This window comes from Magnetococcus sp. PR-3 (genome assembly GCF_036689865.1).
GTDB lineage: Bacteria > Pseudomonadota > Magnetococcia > Magnetococcales > Magnetococcaceae > Magnetococcus.
Map to the genome: position 1 here is coordinate 221,017 of NZ_JBAHUQ010000001.1, position 17,695 is coordinate 238,711.

Consider the following 17,695-nt stretch of genomic DNA (forward strand, 5'->3'; position numbering starts at 1 on the left):
TATATATTAACCCATGCGTGCGAAGCAACCACATAGGCATGATGCACAGCCTAAACTGTACCTTATACACCCTCATACCCGACATAAAATCGAGCAGGGTTATAGTACGCGTTGATGAGAAAAGTTCCAACCATTAACATGGTTTGTTGAGGAAAAATTCTTTTATTGCGCACCATCCATTCAACTAGATTAGGGGATGTGCATCCGTTGGCATAGTAACGGCGTCAGGATCGGCCAAAAATGTCTGCAACTGGTTTTTTGGTAGAGGACGGCTAAAGAAGTAGCCCTGCACCGTCTCGCACCCCCGTTTTTTTAAAAACTGTACTTGCTCAGGGTTTTCAGCCCCTTCTGCCACCACATGTAAATTAAGATCTTGGGCCATAGAGATAATCGCCGACACAATAGCAGCATCGCCTGAATCTTCTGCCAGATCACGAACAAAGGATTGGTCAATTTTCAGGGTATTAATAGGAAAACGCTTGAGATAACTCAGAGAGGAGTAACCTGTACCAAAGTCATCAATAGCCAGTGCCACCCCCATGTCCCGTATGGCCACCAGAGTTTCTATACTTTTTTCCACATTGCCCATCATCATACTTTCCGTAATCTCCAGCTCCAACATAGCTGGATCAATACGGCTCTGTTTTAAAACTTCAGCAATGCTATCAACAAGATTACGTTGTTGAAATTGACGAGCCGATAGATTGACGGCAACGGTAAACGGTTGATCGAGTTGTTGAGAGATCTCTTTTGCTTGGGCGCATGCTGTTTCCAGAATCCACTGCCCCATGGGAACAATTAAACCCGTCTCCTCTGCCACCGGAATAAACTGGGCGGGGGAGATCATCCCTTTTGATCCGTGCTGCCAACGAATAAGTGACTCCACCCCAGTAACAACCCCCCGGCGCAGATCAACCTTAGGCTGGTAATGCAGCACAAAATCCTGCTGTACCAGTGCTGTATGCATCTCCTGCTCAAGGGCCAGACGCTGATTGCTGCTGTTGGACATCTCCACCGAATAAAAGCGGTAGCTGTTCGCGCCTTGTTTCTTGGCTTGCCCCAGTGCATTTTCCACATGGCGCAACAGCGTTTCTGCATCACCACCATCAGAGGGGTAAAGGGCAATACCCATGGCCGTACGCACCATAAACTCATGCGTTTCAACGTGAAAAGGGGTCGTAAACTGTTTGAGCAACATATTTGCCACCCCTGTGACCTCAGCCTCTTGGTTAAGGTCAGATAGGGTGACTGCAAAGGTATCTGCATTAATACGGGCAACGATATCAGATTCCCTTAGACGTTCTTGTATGCGTTCAGCAACCTGAGTAAGCAGGGCATCTCCGACCCCATGTCCATAGGTTTCGTTAATCAACTTAAAACGGTTGAGATCCAGTAACAAAACCCCAACATAGCGGTCATAACGCTTAGCCGTTGCAATAGCCTGGGTCAAACGCTCTTGAAAGAGAGCCCGGTTAGGCAGTTTGGTCAAAGGATCATAATAGGCCAACCGTTCCAACTGCTCTTCTGTGGCTTTTTGTGTACTGATATCCACAAAAACCCCAACAAAAAAGGCGGTCTCACCATACTCATTGAGCATACGCCGCATGGTCATCCATTTAGGAAAGAGCTCACCATCTTTGCGTCGCTCCCAGACCTCTCCTGACCAATGACCCTCTTGCAAAATCGATTGCCAGATCCGGGCATAAATCTCTTCACCCTGATCACCGCTATGCACCACTTGCGGATTTTCCCCCATCACCTCAGTACGGGAAAAACCGGTGATCTGTGTATAAGCTCGGTTTACATCGATAATTCGGTTATTGACATCGGTAATAATGACGGCATCACTGGTGGTATCCAAAATATATTTGGCCAGATCCAAGTTTTCCTGGGTCCGCTTCAAGTCTGTCACATCTTGCACGGTACCGGTCATGCGTTGCGGTTCACCTGAGGCATTTCGCTCCACATCCCCCAACTGTAAGACCGTACGGGTAGAACCATCCGAGCGCACAATGCGATGCTCTACCCGGAAGAACATATCTGGCTCTTTAAGAACCCGGTCCACCATATCCTTAACCCGTTTTCGATCATCAGGATGGACATGATCCATGTAGCTCTCAAAACTTGCACTTAAATGAGCTTTGGGGCGGTGCAACATACGGTAGATTTCATTGGACCAAAACTGGTCGCCACTGTGCAGATCCCACGTCCAGTATCCAAGACTGGCCAGACGTTGGGCACGGTCCAGTTGGTGACGACTTTCCCGCAGCTTCTGTTCAGCCCGTTTTTGACTGGTAATATCCCAACAGGCACCAATCAGACGTGCCTCTACACCATGGTGCGGCATGTGAAGCTCACCACGTAAGGATACTATTTTTTGTCCATCACCCGGCTCACGGGTTCGACACTCCACCTCAAAACGGGCTTGATGGCTAAAGCTACCCTGACGGTACTGTTCTAAACGTGCAGCATCTTCCGTATTTAAACGAGAGAGGAACCCCTGCCAAGTACCATCAAAAGCATCACTCTTACAGTCAAAGATCCGGTACATACCTTCATCCCAGACCATTTGTCCACCGAGAACATCCCACTCCCAAATACCAATCCGCGATGCTTCCATGGCCAAGCCCAAACGGGCTTGATAGCGCTCCAAGCCTGAGATCAACGGACGGCCCACTTTAAGAAAAAGCCCCCCGCCAAGCAGCATCACAACGGCCGAGGCCAATAACAACCCCCAGGCAATACGTAAAAAAGGACCCCGCACATGCTCAAGGGGTAAATGCATGGTGATGGCCCACTCCAACTCTGGAATAGGCGCATAGCCAAACAGGGCCGGTTGAGCTTTGACATTTAAGGCAACAGCTGATCCTACGTGCCCTTGAAGAGCTTTTACAAATGGGTGCAGATCATTATTTTTATATGAAAAATGTTGGACAGCAGGGTTCCTTAAATCATCTTCAGCAAGCAGAATCAAAATATCCTGATCACCCGCTTGAATGATCGTTAGGTACCCTAAAGAGCGGTTCCTACCCTGCTCAGCAACAAGGCGTTCTCTTAACTTAACGAGCACTTTCTGACGTCGGATTATTCTCTGTTCATCCGTGGAGATGCGCTTAGAAGTGTTTGACAGCCCTAACCCACGGCTACCCTGCTGAAGGTTCAATGCCATCTGTCGAGCTGAATCCATCAAGTGTAACTGGCTTTCACTCAATGCATTTTGGTAGAGAACATAAGTCGTGATCCCCCCCACCAGGATAACCAACCCCACCATAATCGCCATCATAGCCACAATACGGCGGGAGGCTGACCAGCCTTGGAGCATCCCCTCTAAGCCTTGACGTTCCATTATGTTACGCTGCCTTCTCACATCACCTTCCCAGTTCATACACCCTTCAACAACAGAGTTTCTCTGTTTTGCACTTTATCTGCTCTAACTCACCTCATGGACTGAAGCAATGGTAACATAAGGTCAACATCATTACAGTAACTGCACCCTTTAATTAAAAGGATCAATCGTTTTAATTAAAAGGATCAATCGTTGACCTTCAACCGCCAAACACGACACCATGCTTCACTTATGCTGTCTATTTAGGAGCTCAACATGAATCTTAATCAAATGCGATTTATCGATGCCGTGTCACGCACCCGGCACTTTGGCCGAGCCGCCAAAGCGTGCCATGTTTCACAACCCACCCTGAGCATTGGTATTCGCAAATTGGAAGAGGAGCTAGGCATCATCCTGTTTGAACGCAGCCGTAGTGATGTACGACCGACAGAAAGTGGGCTGGAAATTCTGACCCAAGCCCGCCAAATTGTGGAAGCTGCAAACCGTATTAAAGAGCTGGGAAAAAGCAGGCGAGATCCCCTACAAGGGGCCTTACGGATTGGGGTTATCAACACCATTGGCCCCTATCTGTTACCCGAGCTTATACCCCGCTGTCAGGCCTCAGCCCCGGACATGCCCTTAATGATTGAGGAGGATTATACCGATACACTGATCAGTCACCTAAAAGAGGGTAGCCTTGACTTACTCTTTATTGCACGGGAGTGCGCAGAACCCGGCCTATCCGTAGCCCCCCTGTACCAAGAGCCTTTTCGGGTGACTGTACCAACAAGCCACCCTTGGGCAGATCGAGACCGTATTGGGGGGCATGAGTTGGGGCAGCAACCTCTATTGCTGCTTCGTCGAGGGCACTGCTTGCGCGATCAAGTCCTTGCGCTCTGCCCTGAGTGCAATAGCATCTCCAGCGACCCTAATGGCCTATCATCTGTCTTAGAGAGCAGCTCACTTGAAACCATCCGTCATATGGTTGCTGGTGGTGCTGGCATTACAGTTCTTCCTAGTACAGTCGCCGATTATCCGTTTGCCCACCGGGATACACTTCGGCATATTCCCTTTGCAGAACCTGCCCCTTACCGAACAGTCAGCATTGTATGGCGACGAACCTTCAGCCGCCTTGCTGCGGTTGAACTATTAACCGATGTTGTAAAGAGGATGCCTCTACCCGGAGTGCTGGTCATGCCCTAACGATTGACCCAGACTATCAAAACAATTGAATCATTCAATTATATTTATCAAAATTTATATATTATAGTAGAGCCATGGTCAGGTGTCCGGCGGAGGCCTACCCAGCCTACCTCCTTCCACCCCACCCTCCGGGCACCTGACTCTACTCTTTTTGGTTCGTCACACCCACCTCATGTAACAATATGCTGTTTTTCTGCTTATTTGGTCAGGAAATCTGCGCATCCTGTGTTTGATTTTGGTAGACTTTAGCCTGTGATGTTGTCGCGTCCTGCAACCCAAATGGATCAACGGTCCTGACAACACCGTCTGCCTGATCCTTAAGCCATAACGGTTGAATACAATGCACAACAACAGTCATAACGCCAAAGCCAACCTGCGAATGATCCTCTTTTTGATCTTTGCTCTTACCGTCATGTTTGTTTCGGCACAAGCCGCACAGGCCAAAGGTAAACTTTGGCGGGTTGGCTTTGCTCAAGACACGCTATCCATTCCCTGGCGGGCAGCCCAAGCCAACACTTTTAGTAAAACCTTAATGCAAGACAAGCGTTTTCAGGTGTTTATCACAAATGCGCAAGGTAGCACGACCCAACAGGCTATGGACGCAGAGCGGCTGGTAAAGCAGGGGGCTCGCGTTCTTGTGAGCAGCCCAAGGGATGGTGCAGTCATGACACCGGTCATTTCTGCTCTACACCAACAGGGTACACCTGTGGTGCTATTAACCCGACGCACCATGAATGAACGCTTTACCACCTTCATCGCCCCAGACGATGCACAAATTGGCAGACATGCCGCCCAGCATGTGGCCAAACTTCTCAAAGGAAAAGGCAACGTCTTAATGATACAAGGGCTGGGTAGCGCATCAACTGCCCGGCAACGTACACAAGGGTTTGTTCAAGAGCTGGCCAACTACCCCAATGTACAGATAACGGCCCAGCCTTTTGCCAACTACAAAAAAGAGATGGCCATCCTTATTATGGAGTCCATTCTTGCTCAGAATGTCCCATTTGATGCGATCTATGCCCACTCAGACTCCATGGCTTTAGGGGCTATTTTGGCTTTAAAACGGGCAGGCAAAGACCCTAAGCAGATCCCCATTGTCAGTATTGACTACACCCGTGAAGGTCGACAGGCCATTAAACAGGGAGAAATCAACGCCTCATTTACCTATCCAACATGCGCCAAAGAAGGTGCAGAGGCGGTTAAAAAAATTCTGCAAGGCCAGGCCGTTCCTAAATATCAGCAAGTGCCATCTATTTTAGTCTCGAAAGAGAATGTCGATAACATAGAACCTATTTTCTAACCCTTATGGATATTAAACGAAAATTTATTGCTGCCTGGATGGTTGCCTCTCTTTTGCTGCTACTCATCGTAGGCTTTCTATTTAATAGCTTTATGCACCGAGAGTTTCTTCTCCGTGCTGGCCAGCACATGCTGTTTGCCCATCAGTTTCTTCTAGATGAGCTGGAGCAACGGGCCTCTGACCTCACTAAACGGGTTGAGTCCTTGGCACAAGCGGCCAATATCAGCGGCCCCATGCATTTGATTAACCGTTATGAAGACCCAACCCGTGCTGAAACCCTGGTTTTTGATCGGGAAAAAGAGCAGATCATCAGTGAAATTATTAAACGCACCCACGGTTTAACCAACGCGTTAATAACGCTCTACGATACCAAGCAACAACCGGTTATATGGATTGATCGTCATAAAGAAAAAACCAAAGTGGGCTACCGGGGGTTTGGCCCTGATGGCGCAACCCATTTTGCCCTGGACCGAACCCAGGCCCCCCCTCCAGCGCCCCAGTTGCCACTGGAACAGTTACAACAGTGGCTTAGTGGTGATGCCCTGCATCAATTGATGGATATTGAGCATCAAACCTCTCAGGTTGCGGTCGCCCCCTTAATATGGCGCAGCCAGGGGACAGAACCTAAGCTGGCCGGCACGCTGGTTTTAATGTCACGCTTGGATGAAGATTTTACCAGTCGCATCGCCTTACGTACCCGCTCGAACATTCGTCTGGTGCATCAAAGAGAAAAACCGTCTGGTATTGAAATTAGTAATGACTATTTTTTTGGGCTCGACCTACAAAAGAACCTAAACAGTACAGACTTGCGGAAGGTCGCCTCCGCCCCGGATGAGGTGAGTGACGATTGGTTGGATCATCCCGCCTTTTATCTTTCTCTTTTACATACCGACCTTAATGATGGGGACCGCCTACTCATCGGTTTTGGGCTACCCAAAGCTCAGGTCACATCCAGCTTTGCAGCATTTCGTGGTGCCGCTACCGTTGGCGGTTTACTTTCAGCGCTACTGTTAATCCCCCTAGGCTGGTGGTTTATCCATAGTCAATTGGTCAACCCCATGCGCGCCATCCTGCAAGGGATCCATCAATTTCATAATCAAGGGCAAATCCCCCCGCGTTACTTGGCCCAGGGCGCTTCAGAGTTCCAAATGTTGGCCCAGGAGTTCCATACCCTGGCCCACTCGGTTGAGCAGCGGGAAAAAACTCTGCGCACCCTTTCAACGGGTCTTGAACAGGCCCCTGTCTCTGTTTTGATTACTGATCCGCAGGGGATTATTGAGTATGTAAATCCCTACTTTGAGCAGTTAACCGGCTACCATGCTGATGAGGTACTTGGCAAAACCCCCAACCTGCTTAAATCGGACCTCAACCCACCAGAGCAATACCGGGATTTATGGCGCACCATCTCTGCTGGTGCGACCTGGCGGGGTGAGTTTCTTAATCGGAAAAAAAATGGGGAGCTGCATTGGCAAATGGCCCACATTGCTCCGGTGATGGATGATCATGGTGAGATCTCCCACTATATTGGCTTGGAAGAGGAGATTACGGCACGCAAACAAGCTGATGCTGCTCTAAACGAGAGTAATGAGCGCTTTAGAACCTTGGCCCAAGTTTCACCGGTTGGCGTTTTTCAAACCGACCATGATGGTGAGTGTATCTACGTAAACCGCACCTGGGAGACCATTGCCGGGACCTCTTCCCACCAAGCCTTAGGGGGCGGTTGGGGGATGAACCTGCACCCGGATGATAAGACTCGTGTCACCCAAAGCTGGTACCGAAGCGCTGTTGACGGCAGTAATTTTCGTGAAGAGTACCGCTTTCTTCGATCCGACGGCACCATACGTTGGGTGATTGGTGAAGCGGCACCACAACGGGACAGGGAAGATGTTATCCAAGGTTATGTGGGGACCATTACAGATATTACCGACCGTAAGCATATGGAGTTGGAGCTGGGAAAAGAGCGGGCGCTGCTGCGCTCCTTGATCGACTCTATCCCCGATCTCATCTTCTACAAACGGGCAGATGGCACCTATATGGGGTGTAACCGGGCCTTTGAGAGCTTCTGTGGCATGCCAGAATCCTCTTTAATCGGTCAAACCGATACAGAGCTGTTTCATTCTGATATGCAAACCTTACTTAGATTGGGCGATAGTGAAGTTTTGGCCAACAACAGCTCGTATAGCCATGAAGCCGATGGGCTGTTTGCCAATGGCCACAAAGCCCCTTTTCTTATTCAAAAATCCCCTCTCCATGGTCACCATGGTGAGCTGCTTGGGTTAATTGGGGTCGCTCGGGATATCACGGAACGTCAGCGGTTTGAACATGAACTACAACATGCCAAAGAGGATGCCGAAGGGGCCAACCGGAGTAAGTCAGAATTCCTCGCCGCCATGAGCCATGAAATCCGCACCCCCATGAATGTTGTCATTGGTATGGGGGAAATGCTGCTGGAGACTACGCTTAACCACGATCAGACCCACTACGTTAACAGCCTGCAACATGCGGGAGATGCTTTATTGGAGCTGATTGATAATATTCTTGACCTATCTAAGATTGAAGCTGGGCGAATGGTCCTTGAAAAAGCCCCTTTCCAGCTTGATGCACTGGTCATTAGCATTACAGATTTCTTCCGCATTCAAGCTCTTAATCGAAATTTAACCGTTGATGTGGAGATTGATCCTAATCTACATGGGCAGTTTATTGTGGGGGATGCAGGGCGGGTCCGTCAGGTGCTCTATAACCTTATTGGCAATGCCTTAAAGTTTACAGAACAGGGGGGCGTAAGCCTAACCATTGAAAAGCGGGCGCATAATCAACTACATGCCGCCGTTAAAGACTCAGGTATTGGGATCGCGCCTCAACAGTTAGAACGTATTTTTGATAACTTCACGCAAGAGGACTCCAGCGTTACCCGTCGCTTTGGTGGCACAGGGTTGGGCTTGGCCATCTGCCGCCGCTTTACCGAGTTAATGGAAGGGCGTATCTGGGCAGAAAGTGTGGAGGGCGAAGGGAGCACCTTCCATGTCTCTCTACCGCTTCTCTTAGCGGAAGACCCTGATCAACTGCAAGCCATCCACACCCCCATAGTCCCCCCCTTCAACCAAGGGGTCTCCGAGACAGCTTTGGCAAACATTGAGCCCGCTATCAGCCGAGCTCTTTCCATTTTATTGGTTGAAGACTCTGAGGATAACCGAACGCTGTTTAAAGCCTTTTTGCAAAACACCCACCATCACTTGGTGATGGTGGAAAATGGTGCTGAGGCAGTTGCCCGTGTTCGTCTTGAGCAGTTTGATCTTATTTTCATGGATATGCAGATGCCGGTCATGGATGGTTATAGCGCCACCCGTACCATTCGCCAGTGGGAGGTTGAACAAAAGATCACCGATCCTCGGGTGATTTATGCCCTCACGGCCCACGCCCTAAGTGGAGATCGAGACCGCAGTTTGGAAGCGGGCTGTAACGATCATCTGACCAAACCCATTAAAAAACGCAAACTGCTGGAGATTATCGAGCAGCATGCTCAAAAACCATCATGAGTCATCCCATGGAATTGGATCTGGATCATTTTAAAGCCCGCCTATTGGCCCGCCGTGCCGAGCTGGTCGCTGATGATGAAAGTGCCAGCGAAAGCCAAAAGGCCGTAGAGCTTGACCAAACCCGTGTGGGTCGGCTGTCCCGTATGGATGCCATACAGATGCAAGCGGTTGCGAAAGAGAGTGGTATCCGTCGCCATTTGGAAGTCGGGCGCATTGATGCGGCACTCAGGCGCATCGATGAAGATGAATTTGGCGATTGCGTGCGATGTGGCGAGGAAATTGCGCTGAAACGCTTGGAGCTGGACCCGAGCCTACCCAACTGCATCCAGTGTGCCACTGAAGCTGAGAATCCATGATGAGTCCTCTACCCAATCTACAAGCGTGCATGGCCGATACCGACGCCCTGTTGATTACCGCTGGCGCAGGTATGGGGGTGGACTCCGGTTTACCTGACTTCCGGGGTAATGAGGGATTTTGGAAAGCCTACCCTCCCCTACGTCATTTGGGGATTGGCTTTTCTGACATGGCCAACCCTCACTGGTTTGAACAGCGCCCACAACTGGCTTGGGGGTTTTATGGGCACCGACTGCACCTTTACCGTCAAACAAAGCCTCATGCAGGCTTTACAACACTGCTGCACTATGCCCAGTCACGGCCCAGTGGTTACGGTATCTTTACCTCTAATGTAGATGGACAGTTCCAGCGTGCGGGGTTTGATGATCAGGTACTTCTAGAGTGCCACGGCTCTATCCACCACCTACAATGTACCGAGCCTTGCTGTGATCAAATTTGGTCTGCTGAGTCACTGAACCTAACGGTCGACCCTGACTCATTCATGGCCGCCCTGCCCTTACCGACCTGCCCAAGCTGCGGTTGTTTGGCCAGACCCAATATTTTGATGTTTGGTGATGGTCAGTGGATCAGCCGACGAGAGCAACAGCAGGATCAGAACCTGAACCATTGGCTACAGCGTGCCCATGGAAAAAAAGTGACCATCCTAGAGCTGGGTGCAGGCGAAGCGGTTCCAACGGTCCGTTATTTTTCAGAGCGGGTCGCGGAAGGGTTAGGGGCGACACTCATCCGCATTAATCCCCGAGATAGCCATGTCCCGGCGCATATCAATGCCCACGGTTTGGCCATGGGCGCGGCAGAGGGTATCGCTGCACTACTGGCCCCTTAATCACCGCCTAGCCGCGTACACCTAAGGCAGAGAATCACCAAACGGTGCTGCTAGGTTAAGGGGAAGCCTCCCTTTTAACAGGGTTTATGTGGCGTTATCAGACCAGGGAACGCCAAAGCAGCCACCATACCATCCAGATCTGCCTCCGTTTTGCATAAGAGAGAGAATAAGCTCTCTACCCGCTAAGCATTGGCCTTCACCACCGGGTTGTTTTCAACCCCATAAGAGATCATGTAAGAGGTAGAGCATGGGCACCCTATACGGGTTGCACAGCGGCAGTGCTGGGGTTTTAGCTGCGTCCAGTTTCATCCGACTCACCAAGCAACCTTATGGGGGATCACACCATATGGTGTCTCAACCCTGCGGTACCACCGTACAAAAAAAGAGCCCCTACACGTGTGACCTACTGGACATCAACATAAGGTCCTGCCCCTTCTCGGGGGACCAACCGACCCAGTGGTTGTAGATCCATCCCTGCGGCTACCGTAACCTTTTTAAAATCAGCCAACCCGGCATCATTGACCGCAACCAGTAAGCCACCACTGGTTTGTGGATCACACAACACCATTTGGTCTCGCTCTGGAAGGTCCACAACTTTGTGGCCATAACTCTGCCAATTCCGTTTCGTCCCCCCTGGTGTACTTCCTTGATCCAGGTAGTAATCAAGGCCATCAATCAGGGGTACGGCCTGACGCTGCACAATACCATTAACACCACTGCCTTCACACATCTCCACCAAGTGCCCCAACAGACCAAAACCGGTTACATCGGTCATGGCGGTCACCCCTGGCAGCTTGGCCAGCTCCACGCCAATACGGTTAAAACGGGTCATGGAGTCCACAGCAGCGGTGGCATGTTCGGGTTTTAGAATACCCCGTTTTTCAGCCGTGGTTAGAATACCAACCCCCAACGGTTTGGTAAGGAACAGCTGGCAACCAGCCTGAGCACTGTTATTGCGCTTCAGTTGCTCAACCGCAACCTGACCGGTCACAGCCAAGCCGAAAATGGGCTCCGAAATATCAATACTGTGACCACCAGCCAGGGCAATCCCCACCTCAGCACATGCTGCTCGGGCGCCTTCCAGAACCTTTTGGGCAACCTCAGTGGAGAGTTTCTTGACTGGCCACCCCAAAATACCAATGGCCACGAGGGGACGCCCCCCCATGGCATAGACATCACTAATGGCATTGACCGAGGCAATTTTACCAAACAGGAAGGGATCATTCACAATCGGGGTAAAAAAGTCGGTGGTGCTAATAATCGCCTGACCATCTCCGGTTTCATAAACCGCCGCATCATCGTTGCTGTCATTCCCCACCAACAACTTGGCATCTGGTGCAGCTGCGAAGGTATGGGTGCCATGAACAATGGTTGCCAGATCTTTGGGTGAGAGTTTGCATCCACAGCCAGAACCTGGACTAAACTCTGTCAACTTAACAGGGGTACTCAACGCCTAACCTCCAACAGCTGGTCCGTCACCCGGGTCAGCCAATCATTCCAATTCAGAGCCTCAGGCTCCAATTTTACATGGACCACTTGGTCCGACGCCCGCCGTGCCAAGCCATGCTGATACATTTTATCGTAATAACCCAACAGACGGCGGGTAACACGGTCCATATCCCCCTCCGCCAAAGCCTGTTGCATCTCCACAGTGTCACGACGGCCTAGACGTCGTTCAATCTTTTGCAAAGCCCCCTGTAGCTCTTCAACGGGATGGCTGGCATAGACCTCTTTAAGATACGCAACCCGTAACGCCGTCTGTACCTCTACGGCATAAACGGGGGCTTGTTCTTTTTGCTGAAACAGGGGCTCAGGAACGGTCACACGACCTATCGAGCGGCTTTCATCTTCCATCCAGATGGTCCGCTGGGGGTCCAATTTTTGAAGATGGTCAAAAACCTGATTCCAAAACTGTTCATTCGTCGGTTGATCGGGCAGCCCCACGGCACCAAAGGCAGAACCTCGGTGGTGGGCTATACCCTCCAGATCGATCACCTGCTCGCCACGTTGGGCCAACTGGTGCAAAATATCGGTTTTGCCGCTTCCTGTCATACCCCCAACAATGGCCAGTTTCAGGGGTTTTTCAAGCTCAGAGTGCAGATAGGTCCGGTAGGCTTTATAGCCCCCTTTGAGTACCTGGGTCTTAAAACCCGCCTGGGCCAACAACCACCCCATACTGCCGCTGCGTTTGCCGCCCCGCCAACAGTAGACCTTAATGTCACCATCTGGGGCGATCTCTTTGGCCCGTTGGACAAAATGGGACATTTTAGGGCCTACACGGTCCAGCCCTAGAGTAAACGCCTGCTCAGGCCCCACCTGTTTATAGGTGGTTCCCACTTCGGCACGTTCTTCATCGGTAAAGAGTGGCATGCTGACCGCGCCAGGCAGGTGCCCTTGGCCATATTCACCCGGTGAACGCACATCAATGATGGGTGCCGTATCAGCAGGATCCAGAAAGATTTCAACATCAACAGGCATGAGATAACCTAAAAGAAGGGCCCATCTACAGGCGGTGGGCTCATTCATACGCCCATTATACGCCTGTCACAACCCCCTACGGATCATCGGTTAGGAAAAGTATTTTTTCTTGGCTTTAAATAGACCCTTAAGAGCCGCTTTTTTTCCGGCTGGCGCTTTGGCTTCAGGCTTTTGTAGTGCCTCCCGTTTCATTTTCAAACGGCTTAAGTATTCACGCTGAACAAAGGTTGCAGCTTCTTCAACTCTTTTAACCAGCAGATTATCTTCCAACTCAAAGGCAATACCCACAACAGGTTGAGAGATGGACTTGCCACCGCGACGAGGTACTTTTTCCATACCTTGGTTGCGTACACTACCCCACACTTCAATGGAGGGCAGACGGTCGACCTCCAGATTAAACTTCAACCGGGTACCGGGTTCATATTCATTGATCAACTTGGCATTGCTCCAAGCCAGCCCCCCCATACTCAGGTTAATCAACTCAACCTTGGAGACCTTGCGCCCCTTTTCCGGGCTTACAGTCACATTGGTACGTACCCCATACTCCACACGGGAACGGAAGTGACGTCGCATACGTCGCACCCCCAACCGTTCGGGAAAGCTGAGTTCAAAAACAGGCCCGTCCTGTTGCTGAACAACCTGTTTAAAGGTCACATCTGCGGTAAAACTTTTACGGTTATCAAAAAAGAGCAGGCTCAATGTACGGCTGGCCCGCACCTGCCCGTTACCCACAGCCGGTTCCACAGGCGCAATCAGCAAGCGATCTTGCTTATCCAGGTAGGAGAGCTCTTCATAAGGACCTTCATCCTCGCCCTCCCCTTCTTCCTGCATATCCTCCTCTACCGGGTCGGCATTCGCTGAGGGGGGTTCATGATCGAGAAATTGGGTAAAAAAGGCCCGAGGTTGATCATTAATACGCACCTCTACATGCTCTTCCGCCAGCAGGGCTTGTTTGATCAACGCCACGATTTTTTTAGGTTGGTCAATATACTCACTGGGTTCTTTATCCAACCCTTCTAGCTCTTCTAGCTCTTCTAGCTCTTCAGCCATGATATCCCCTTGTAACCAAGTTCACCGTTACCGCAGGTTACCGCAGTTAGCCGCCTTGGGTTAAGAAAAAACCTGGGCAAGTGCGCGGTTAAGTGGCGTAGTCGGGAATAAAAAGTCCAAAAAGCCCTGTTTTATTTCTTGTAAATAGTCTACTGAGGGGGCTTGGTAAGCTGTGGGGTGCATGCGGTAAAACATAACCGGCAATGCCTGTTTATAAGGTTGCTGTTCTAAAAAAACAGGAATGGTCAGAAAGCATTTATCATAGACCTGGGGAAACTCTTCATAACCATCCAAAGCCTGTTCACAGCGTTCGGTTATACGATATATGCCTGCATAAACTTGCTGTCCCGGAGCTGGCTCAATATCGGCCCAATAACGGAAGCAGAGTTGCCAGTTGGTCAGCTTTGCCCAACCCACCGCTTGAGCATCCGGACAGCGTTTGGCCATTTTGGCGCGGTTTAAATTACTACCATAAGCCAGATAGTAAGAGGTCTGCATGGTTACTGAAAATTGGTTATCAAAGGTGAAAGCCCCTGCTTTAAAAGGGCCTCAAAACGAGCTGGCTGCAAAGGCTCACTAAACAGATACCCTTGCCCCCAGGGACAAGCATGCTCCAATAAAAAATGCAGATGCTGTTCCCGTTCAATACCCTCAGCAATAATGCCCAAATTTAAGCTTTGTGCCATAGAGAGGATGGCACGGGTCAGGGAGGCACTGTTCTCATCCCGATCCACATCCCGCACAAAAGCACGATCGATTTTAAGAATATCAATAGGAAACTGTTTGAGATAACTGAGGGATGAATAGCCGGTTCCAAAGTCATCAATAGAGAGATGTACACCTAGATTTTTAAGCTGTTGCAGGGTATTAGCCACCTGCTGATCATCTTCAATAAGCAGGTGTTCGGTCAGCTCCAGATCAAGCTCAAGTCCAGGAGGAAAGTGTGACATTAAGCCAGCGATCAACGCTACAAAGTCAGGTGCCTTAAACTGCCGTGCAGAGACATTGACCGAAAGCCGAAAATGCCCCATCTGCTGAGCCCAAACCGCCCCTTGGGCACAGGCAGACTGCAACACCATGGTACCGATCTCTTGAATAGCCCCAGAATCTTCGGCAATAGGAATAAAATGATCCGGTGCCATATCCCCCAGCCGGGGACTGGTCCAACGCAACAGGGTTTCTGCACCAATAATTTTCTGCTGCTGAAGGTCAACCAAGGGTTGATAGACCAAACTTAACTCCCCTTGCACCTTGGCTTGGCGCAGGTGGGATTCAATTTCAATACGGGTTCGGGCCGCTTGATCCAGCTCCGGCGTGTAAAAACGCAAACAATTTCGACCATCCTCTTTGGCTTGATACATGGCCCGATCACCATGCCCAAACAGGGTGTCTGGATCTTGCCCATCATCTGGATAGAGGGTTAAACCGATACTGGCTGTAATGATCAGTTCATGCTCTTTATAATCCAGTGGTGACTGTAGGACATCCAACATTTTTTCTGCAATCATCAAGGCCTGAGCAGGTTCATGCAGCTGCTGGAGTATCGCAACAAACTTATCCCCCCCAACCCGTGCCAGGGTATCTTCATTACGAATACACCCTTTTAACCTTTCCGCGACTTGTTTGAGTAACGCATCACCCGTCGCGTTACCCACAAAATCATTAACCTGCTTAAAACGGTCTAGGTCCAAACAGATCAAACCCACACGAGCCCGCCCCCGCTGGGCACGAAAAATAGCCTGCCCCATACGGTCAATCATTAAGACCCGGTTTGGCAAACTGGTGAGGGTATCAAAGTTGGCTTGCTGGACAATGGTGGCCTCATGGGCCTTACGGATATGAATGTCACGGATCACTAAAATACCGTAATGGATCCCCTCTAACGTCACCGTATTTAATCGTATCTCTACGGGGCACTCTGCATGTTCTACCAGGTCAATGGTGGTTTCTAAGCTCTGTTGATGGGTCTCCAAATCCAATAACCGTTGTAAAACAGGCTCCCCTAACAGGGCCGAAAGCCCTCCCTCTTTACACCGCCCTTTTTCCTGCCCCAAGCGTTCACACGCGGAGGCATTGGCATCAATGACCTGAAAGCCATCGAGCTGAACCAGCAAGATCATATCCGGCGCATGGTCGAGCAGCGTACGAAAGCGCTCCAGCTCCACCAGCCGACGTTTAAGTTGAGGATAGTGGCTTTTACGAACCGAACGCTCCCCAAGGCCGATTATCTGATCTCGTGCCTGATCCCATTTATCAGCCTTATCAGAGCGCTTCTTCATACACCACCTCAATATCCCGCTGATTGGGGCGGCGGGGGTTGGTAATCATACAGGGATCCATCATAGCGTTGTAAGCCAAGCCCGGTAAATCACTACTGCGCACCCCTTTAATGCCCAAGCTGTCCTTTATACCCACACCATGGGTAAAACTATCAATATGACCCAATAACCGTTTTAATTTGTCATCGGAATTTAAACCACGTAGATCCAACCCCATTCGGTCACCGACGATATCAAACCGCTCAGGCACAGCGCGGCTGTTAAAACTCACCACATGTCTTAACAGAATCGCATTACATTCACCATGAGGTAGGTCTAGCATTCCCCCCAAAGCATGTGCCATGGCATGTACAGCACCTAAACTGGCATTAGAAAACGCCATTCCCGCATGCATACAGCCTAAGGCGACATGTGCCCGTGCCTCAATATCCCCTGGGTTGGATAAAACCTGAGGCAGATTATGACTGACCAACTCCATGGCCGTCAGTGCATGGGTGTCCGTTAAAGCGGAGCTGGCCGATGAGACAAAAGCTTCAACCGCATGAACCAGCGCATCCACCCCAGTACAAGCCGTTAGCATAGGGTCCATGCTTAGGTTGGTCTCAGGATCAATTAAGGCGACATCCGGCACAGTAATCTTAGAAATAATCGCAAATTTTCGCCGCTCGCTCAGGGCTGTAATAATAGCAAATTGAGAAAGGTCAGCGGCCGTACCTGCGGTGGTGGGTATACAGATCAAAGGTGGACCGGCATGTTCAATCTGGTCGATCCCCTCATAGTGCCCAATGGGCTCACCGTTGGCGGCAACCACTGCAATGCCTTTGGCACAATCCATAGGACTGCCCCCACCAACGGCCACAATAACATCACACTTCTCTTCTTTAAAAAGCTTAGCGCCCTGTTCAACCTCTTCATCACGGGGGTTAGGCGTTACCTGGGCATATACAACAGATTCAATCTTCGACTCTGTCAGTAACTGCTCAACCTCCCCGACCCAACCAGCAGCCATAACACCGTGATCAGTCACGATCAATACACGGTTGCCTGCATAGTTGCGCACATACTGGCTTACCATCTTGCGAGCCCCGACCCCAAAAACGGTTTCCGGCACCACAAACTTCCTTAGTGTGCAGATATTCTCCATGGCTGGCCCCCAATAACACGCTTTTATGGTGTTAATCTCCCATACTTTCCCACCTTTAAGCATACGCTGACCATGAAAGATGCAGAAATTCAAATCGCTTATCCTGCATAAGGATGTTTATCCTGCATAAGGATGTTTATCCTGCATAAGTTAAGTTGCACCTTAGGAATTTGCTGTTTCAAATATAAAAAACTAAGTTG

At 50.2% G+C, this 17,695-nt stretch carries 12 protein-coding genes; 5 read left to right on the top strand and 7 right to left on the bottom strand.

All coding sequences use genetic code 11. The annotated features are described in order from the left end of the window. Positions 1–184: 184 nt before the first annotated feature. On the bottom strand, positions 185–3,346 hold the full coding sequence (locus tag V5T57_RS00925) for a sensor domain-containing protein (protein WP_332889268.1): 3,162 nt from the start codon (positions 3,344–3,346) through the stop codon (positions 185–187). Between the two features lie 255 nt (positions 3,347–3,601). Between V5T57_RS00925 and V5T57_RS00930 the strand changes: the two genes are divergently transcribed. The 5 genes from V5T57_RS00930 to V5T57_RS00950 all read left to right on the top strand — a co-directional run bounded on the left by V5T57_RS00930 (position 3,602) and on the right by V5T57_RS00950 (position 10,544). Continuing rightward, positions 3,602–4,528 carry a LysR substrate-binding domain-containing protein gene (locus V5T57_RS00930; RefSeq protein ID WP_332889269.1) on the top strand — a complete coding sequence of 309 codons (927 nt, stop codon included), beginning with the start codon at positions 3,602–3,604 and terminating at the stop codon, positions 4,526–4,528. Between the two features lie 340 nt (positions 4,529–4,868). Then, entirely contained in the window at positions 4,869–5,828 is a 960-nt protein-coding gene (locus tag V5T57_RS00935; RefSeq protein ID WP_332889270.1) for a substrate-binding domain-containing protein, read from the top strand. 38 nt (positions 5,829–5,866) lie between these two features. Further along, positions 5,867–9,364, top strand: coding sequence for a PAS domain-containing sensor histidine kinase (locus V5T57_RS00940; RefSeq protein ID WP_332889271.1), 3,498 nt, complete (start codon positions 5,867–5,869; stop codon positions 9,362–9,364). Between the two features lie 8 nt (positions 9,365–9,372). Then, positions 9,373–9,720 (top strand): TraR/DksA family transcriptional regulator, encoded by a 348-nt coding sequence (locus tag V5T57_RS00945; RefSeq protein WP_332889272.1) that lies wholly within the window; start codon positions 9,373–9,375, stop codon positions 9,718–9,720. Next, positions 9,717–10,544, top strand: coding sequence for an SIR2 family NAD-dependent protein deacylase (locus tag V5T57_RS00950; RefSeq protein ID WP_332889273.1), 828 nt, complete (start codon positions 9,717–9,719; stop codon positions 10,542–10,544). The genes V5T57_RS00945 and V5T57_RS00950 overlap by 4 nt, the downstream gene beginning before the upstream one ends. 403 nt (positions 10,545–10,947) lie before the next feature. Here V5T57_RS00950 and selD read toward each other — a convergent pair whose 3' ends face one another. The 6 genes from selD to ercA all read right to left on the bottom strand — a co-directional run bounded on the left by selD (position 10,948) and on the right by ercA (position 17,495). Then, positions 10,948–11,994, bottom strand: coding sequence for a selenide, water dikinase SelD (gene selD / locus V5T57_RS00955; protein ID WP_332889274.1), 1,047 nt, complete (start codon positions 11,992–11,994; stop codon positions 10,948–10,950). Next, on the bottom strand, positions 11,991–13,022 hold the full coding sequence (gene mnmH, locus V5T57_RS00960; RefSeq protein ID WP_332889275.1) for a tRNA 2-selenouridine(34) synthase MnmH: 1,032 nt from the start codon (positions 13,020–13,022) through the stop codon (positions 11,991–11,993). Before mnmH ends, selD begins: the two co-directional genes overlap by 4 nt. Positions 13,023–13,112: 90 nt before the next feature. After that, positions 13,113–14,072, bottom strand: coding sequence for a PilZ domain-containing protein (locus V5T57_RS00965; protein WP_332889276.1), 960 nt, complete (start codon positions 14,070–14,072; stop codon positions 13,113–13,115). Between the two features lie 60 nt (positions 14,073–14,132). Continuing rightward, a complete protein-coding gene (locus V5T57_RS00970) occupies positions 14,133–14,570 on the bottom strand; it encodes a gamma-glutamylcyclotransferase family protein (protein WP_332889277.1) in 438 nt (145 codons plus the stop codon). A 2-nt stretch (positions 14,571–14,572) separates the two neighbouring features. Next, a complete protein-coding gene (locus tag V5T57_RS00975; protein ID WP_332889278.1) occupies positions 14,573–16,351 on the bottom strand; it encodes a putative bifunctional diguanylate cyclase/phosphodiesterase in 1,779 nt (592 codons plus the stop codon). Beyond that, positions 16,335–17,495 (bottom strand): alcohol dehydrogenase-like regulatory protein ErcA, encoded by a 1,161-nt coding sequence (gene ercA / locus V5T57_RS00980; protein WP_332889279.1) that lies wholly within the window; start codon positions 17,493–17,495, stop codon positions 16,335–16,337. Before ercA ends, V5T57_RS00975 begins: the two co-directional genes overlap by 17 nt. Between the last annotated feature and the right edge of the window lie 200 nt (positions 17,496–17,695).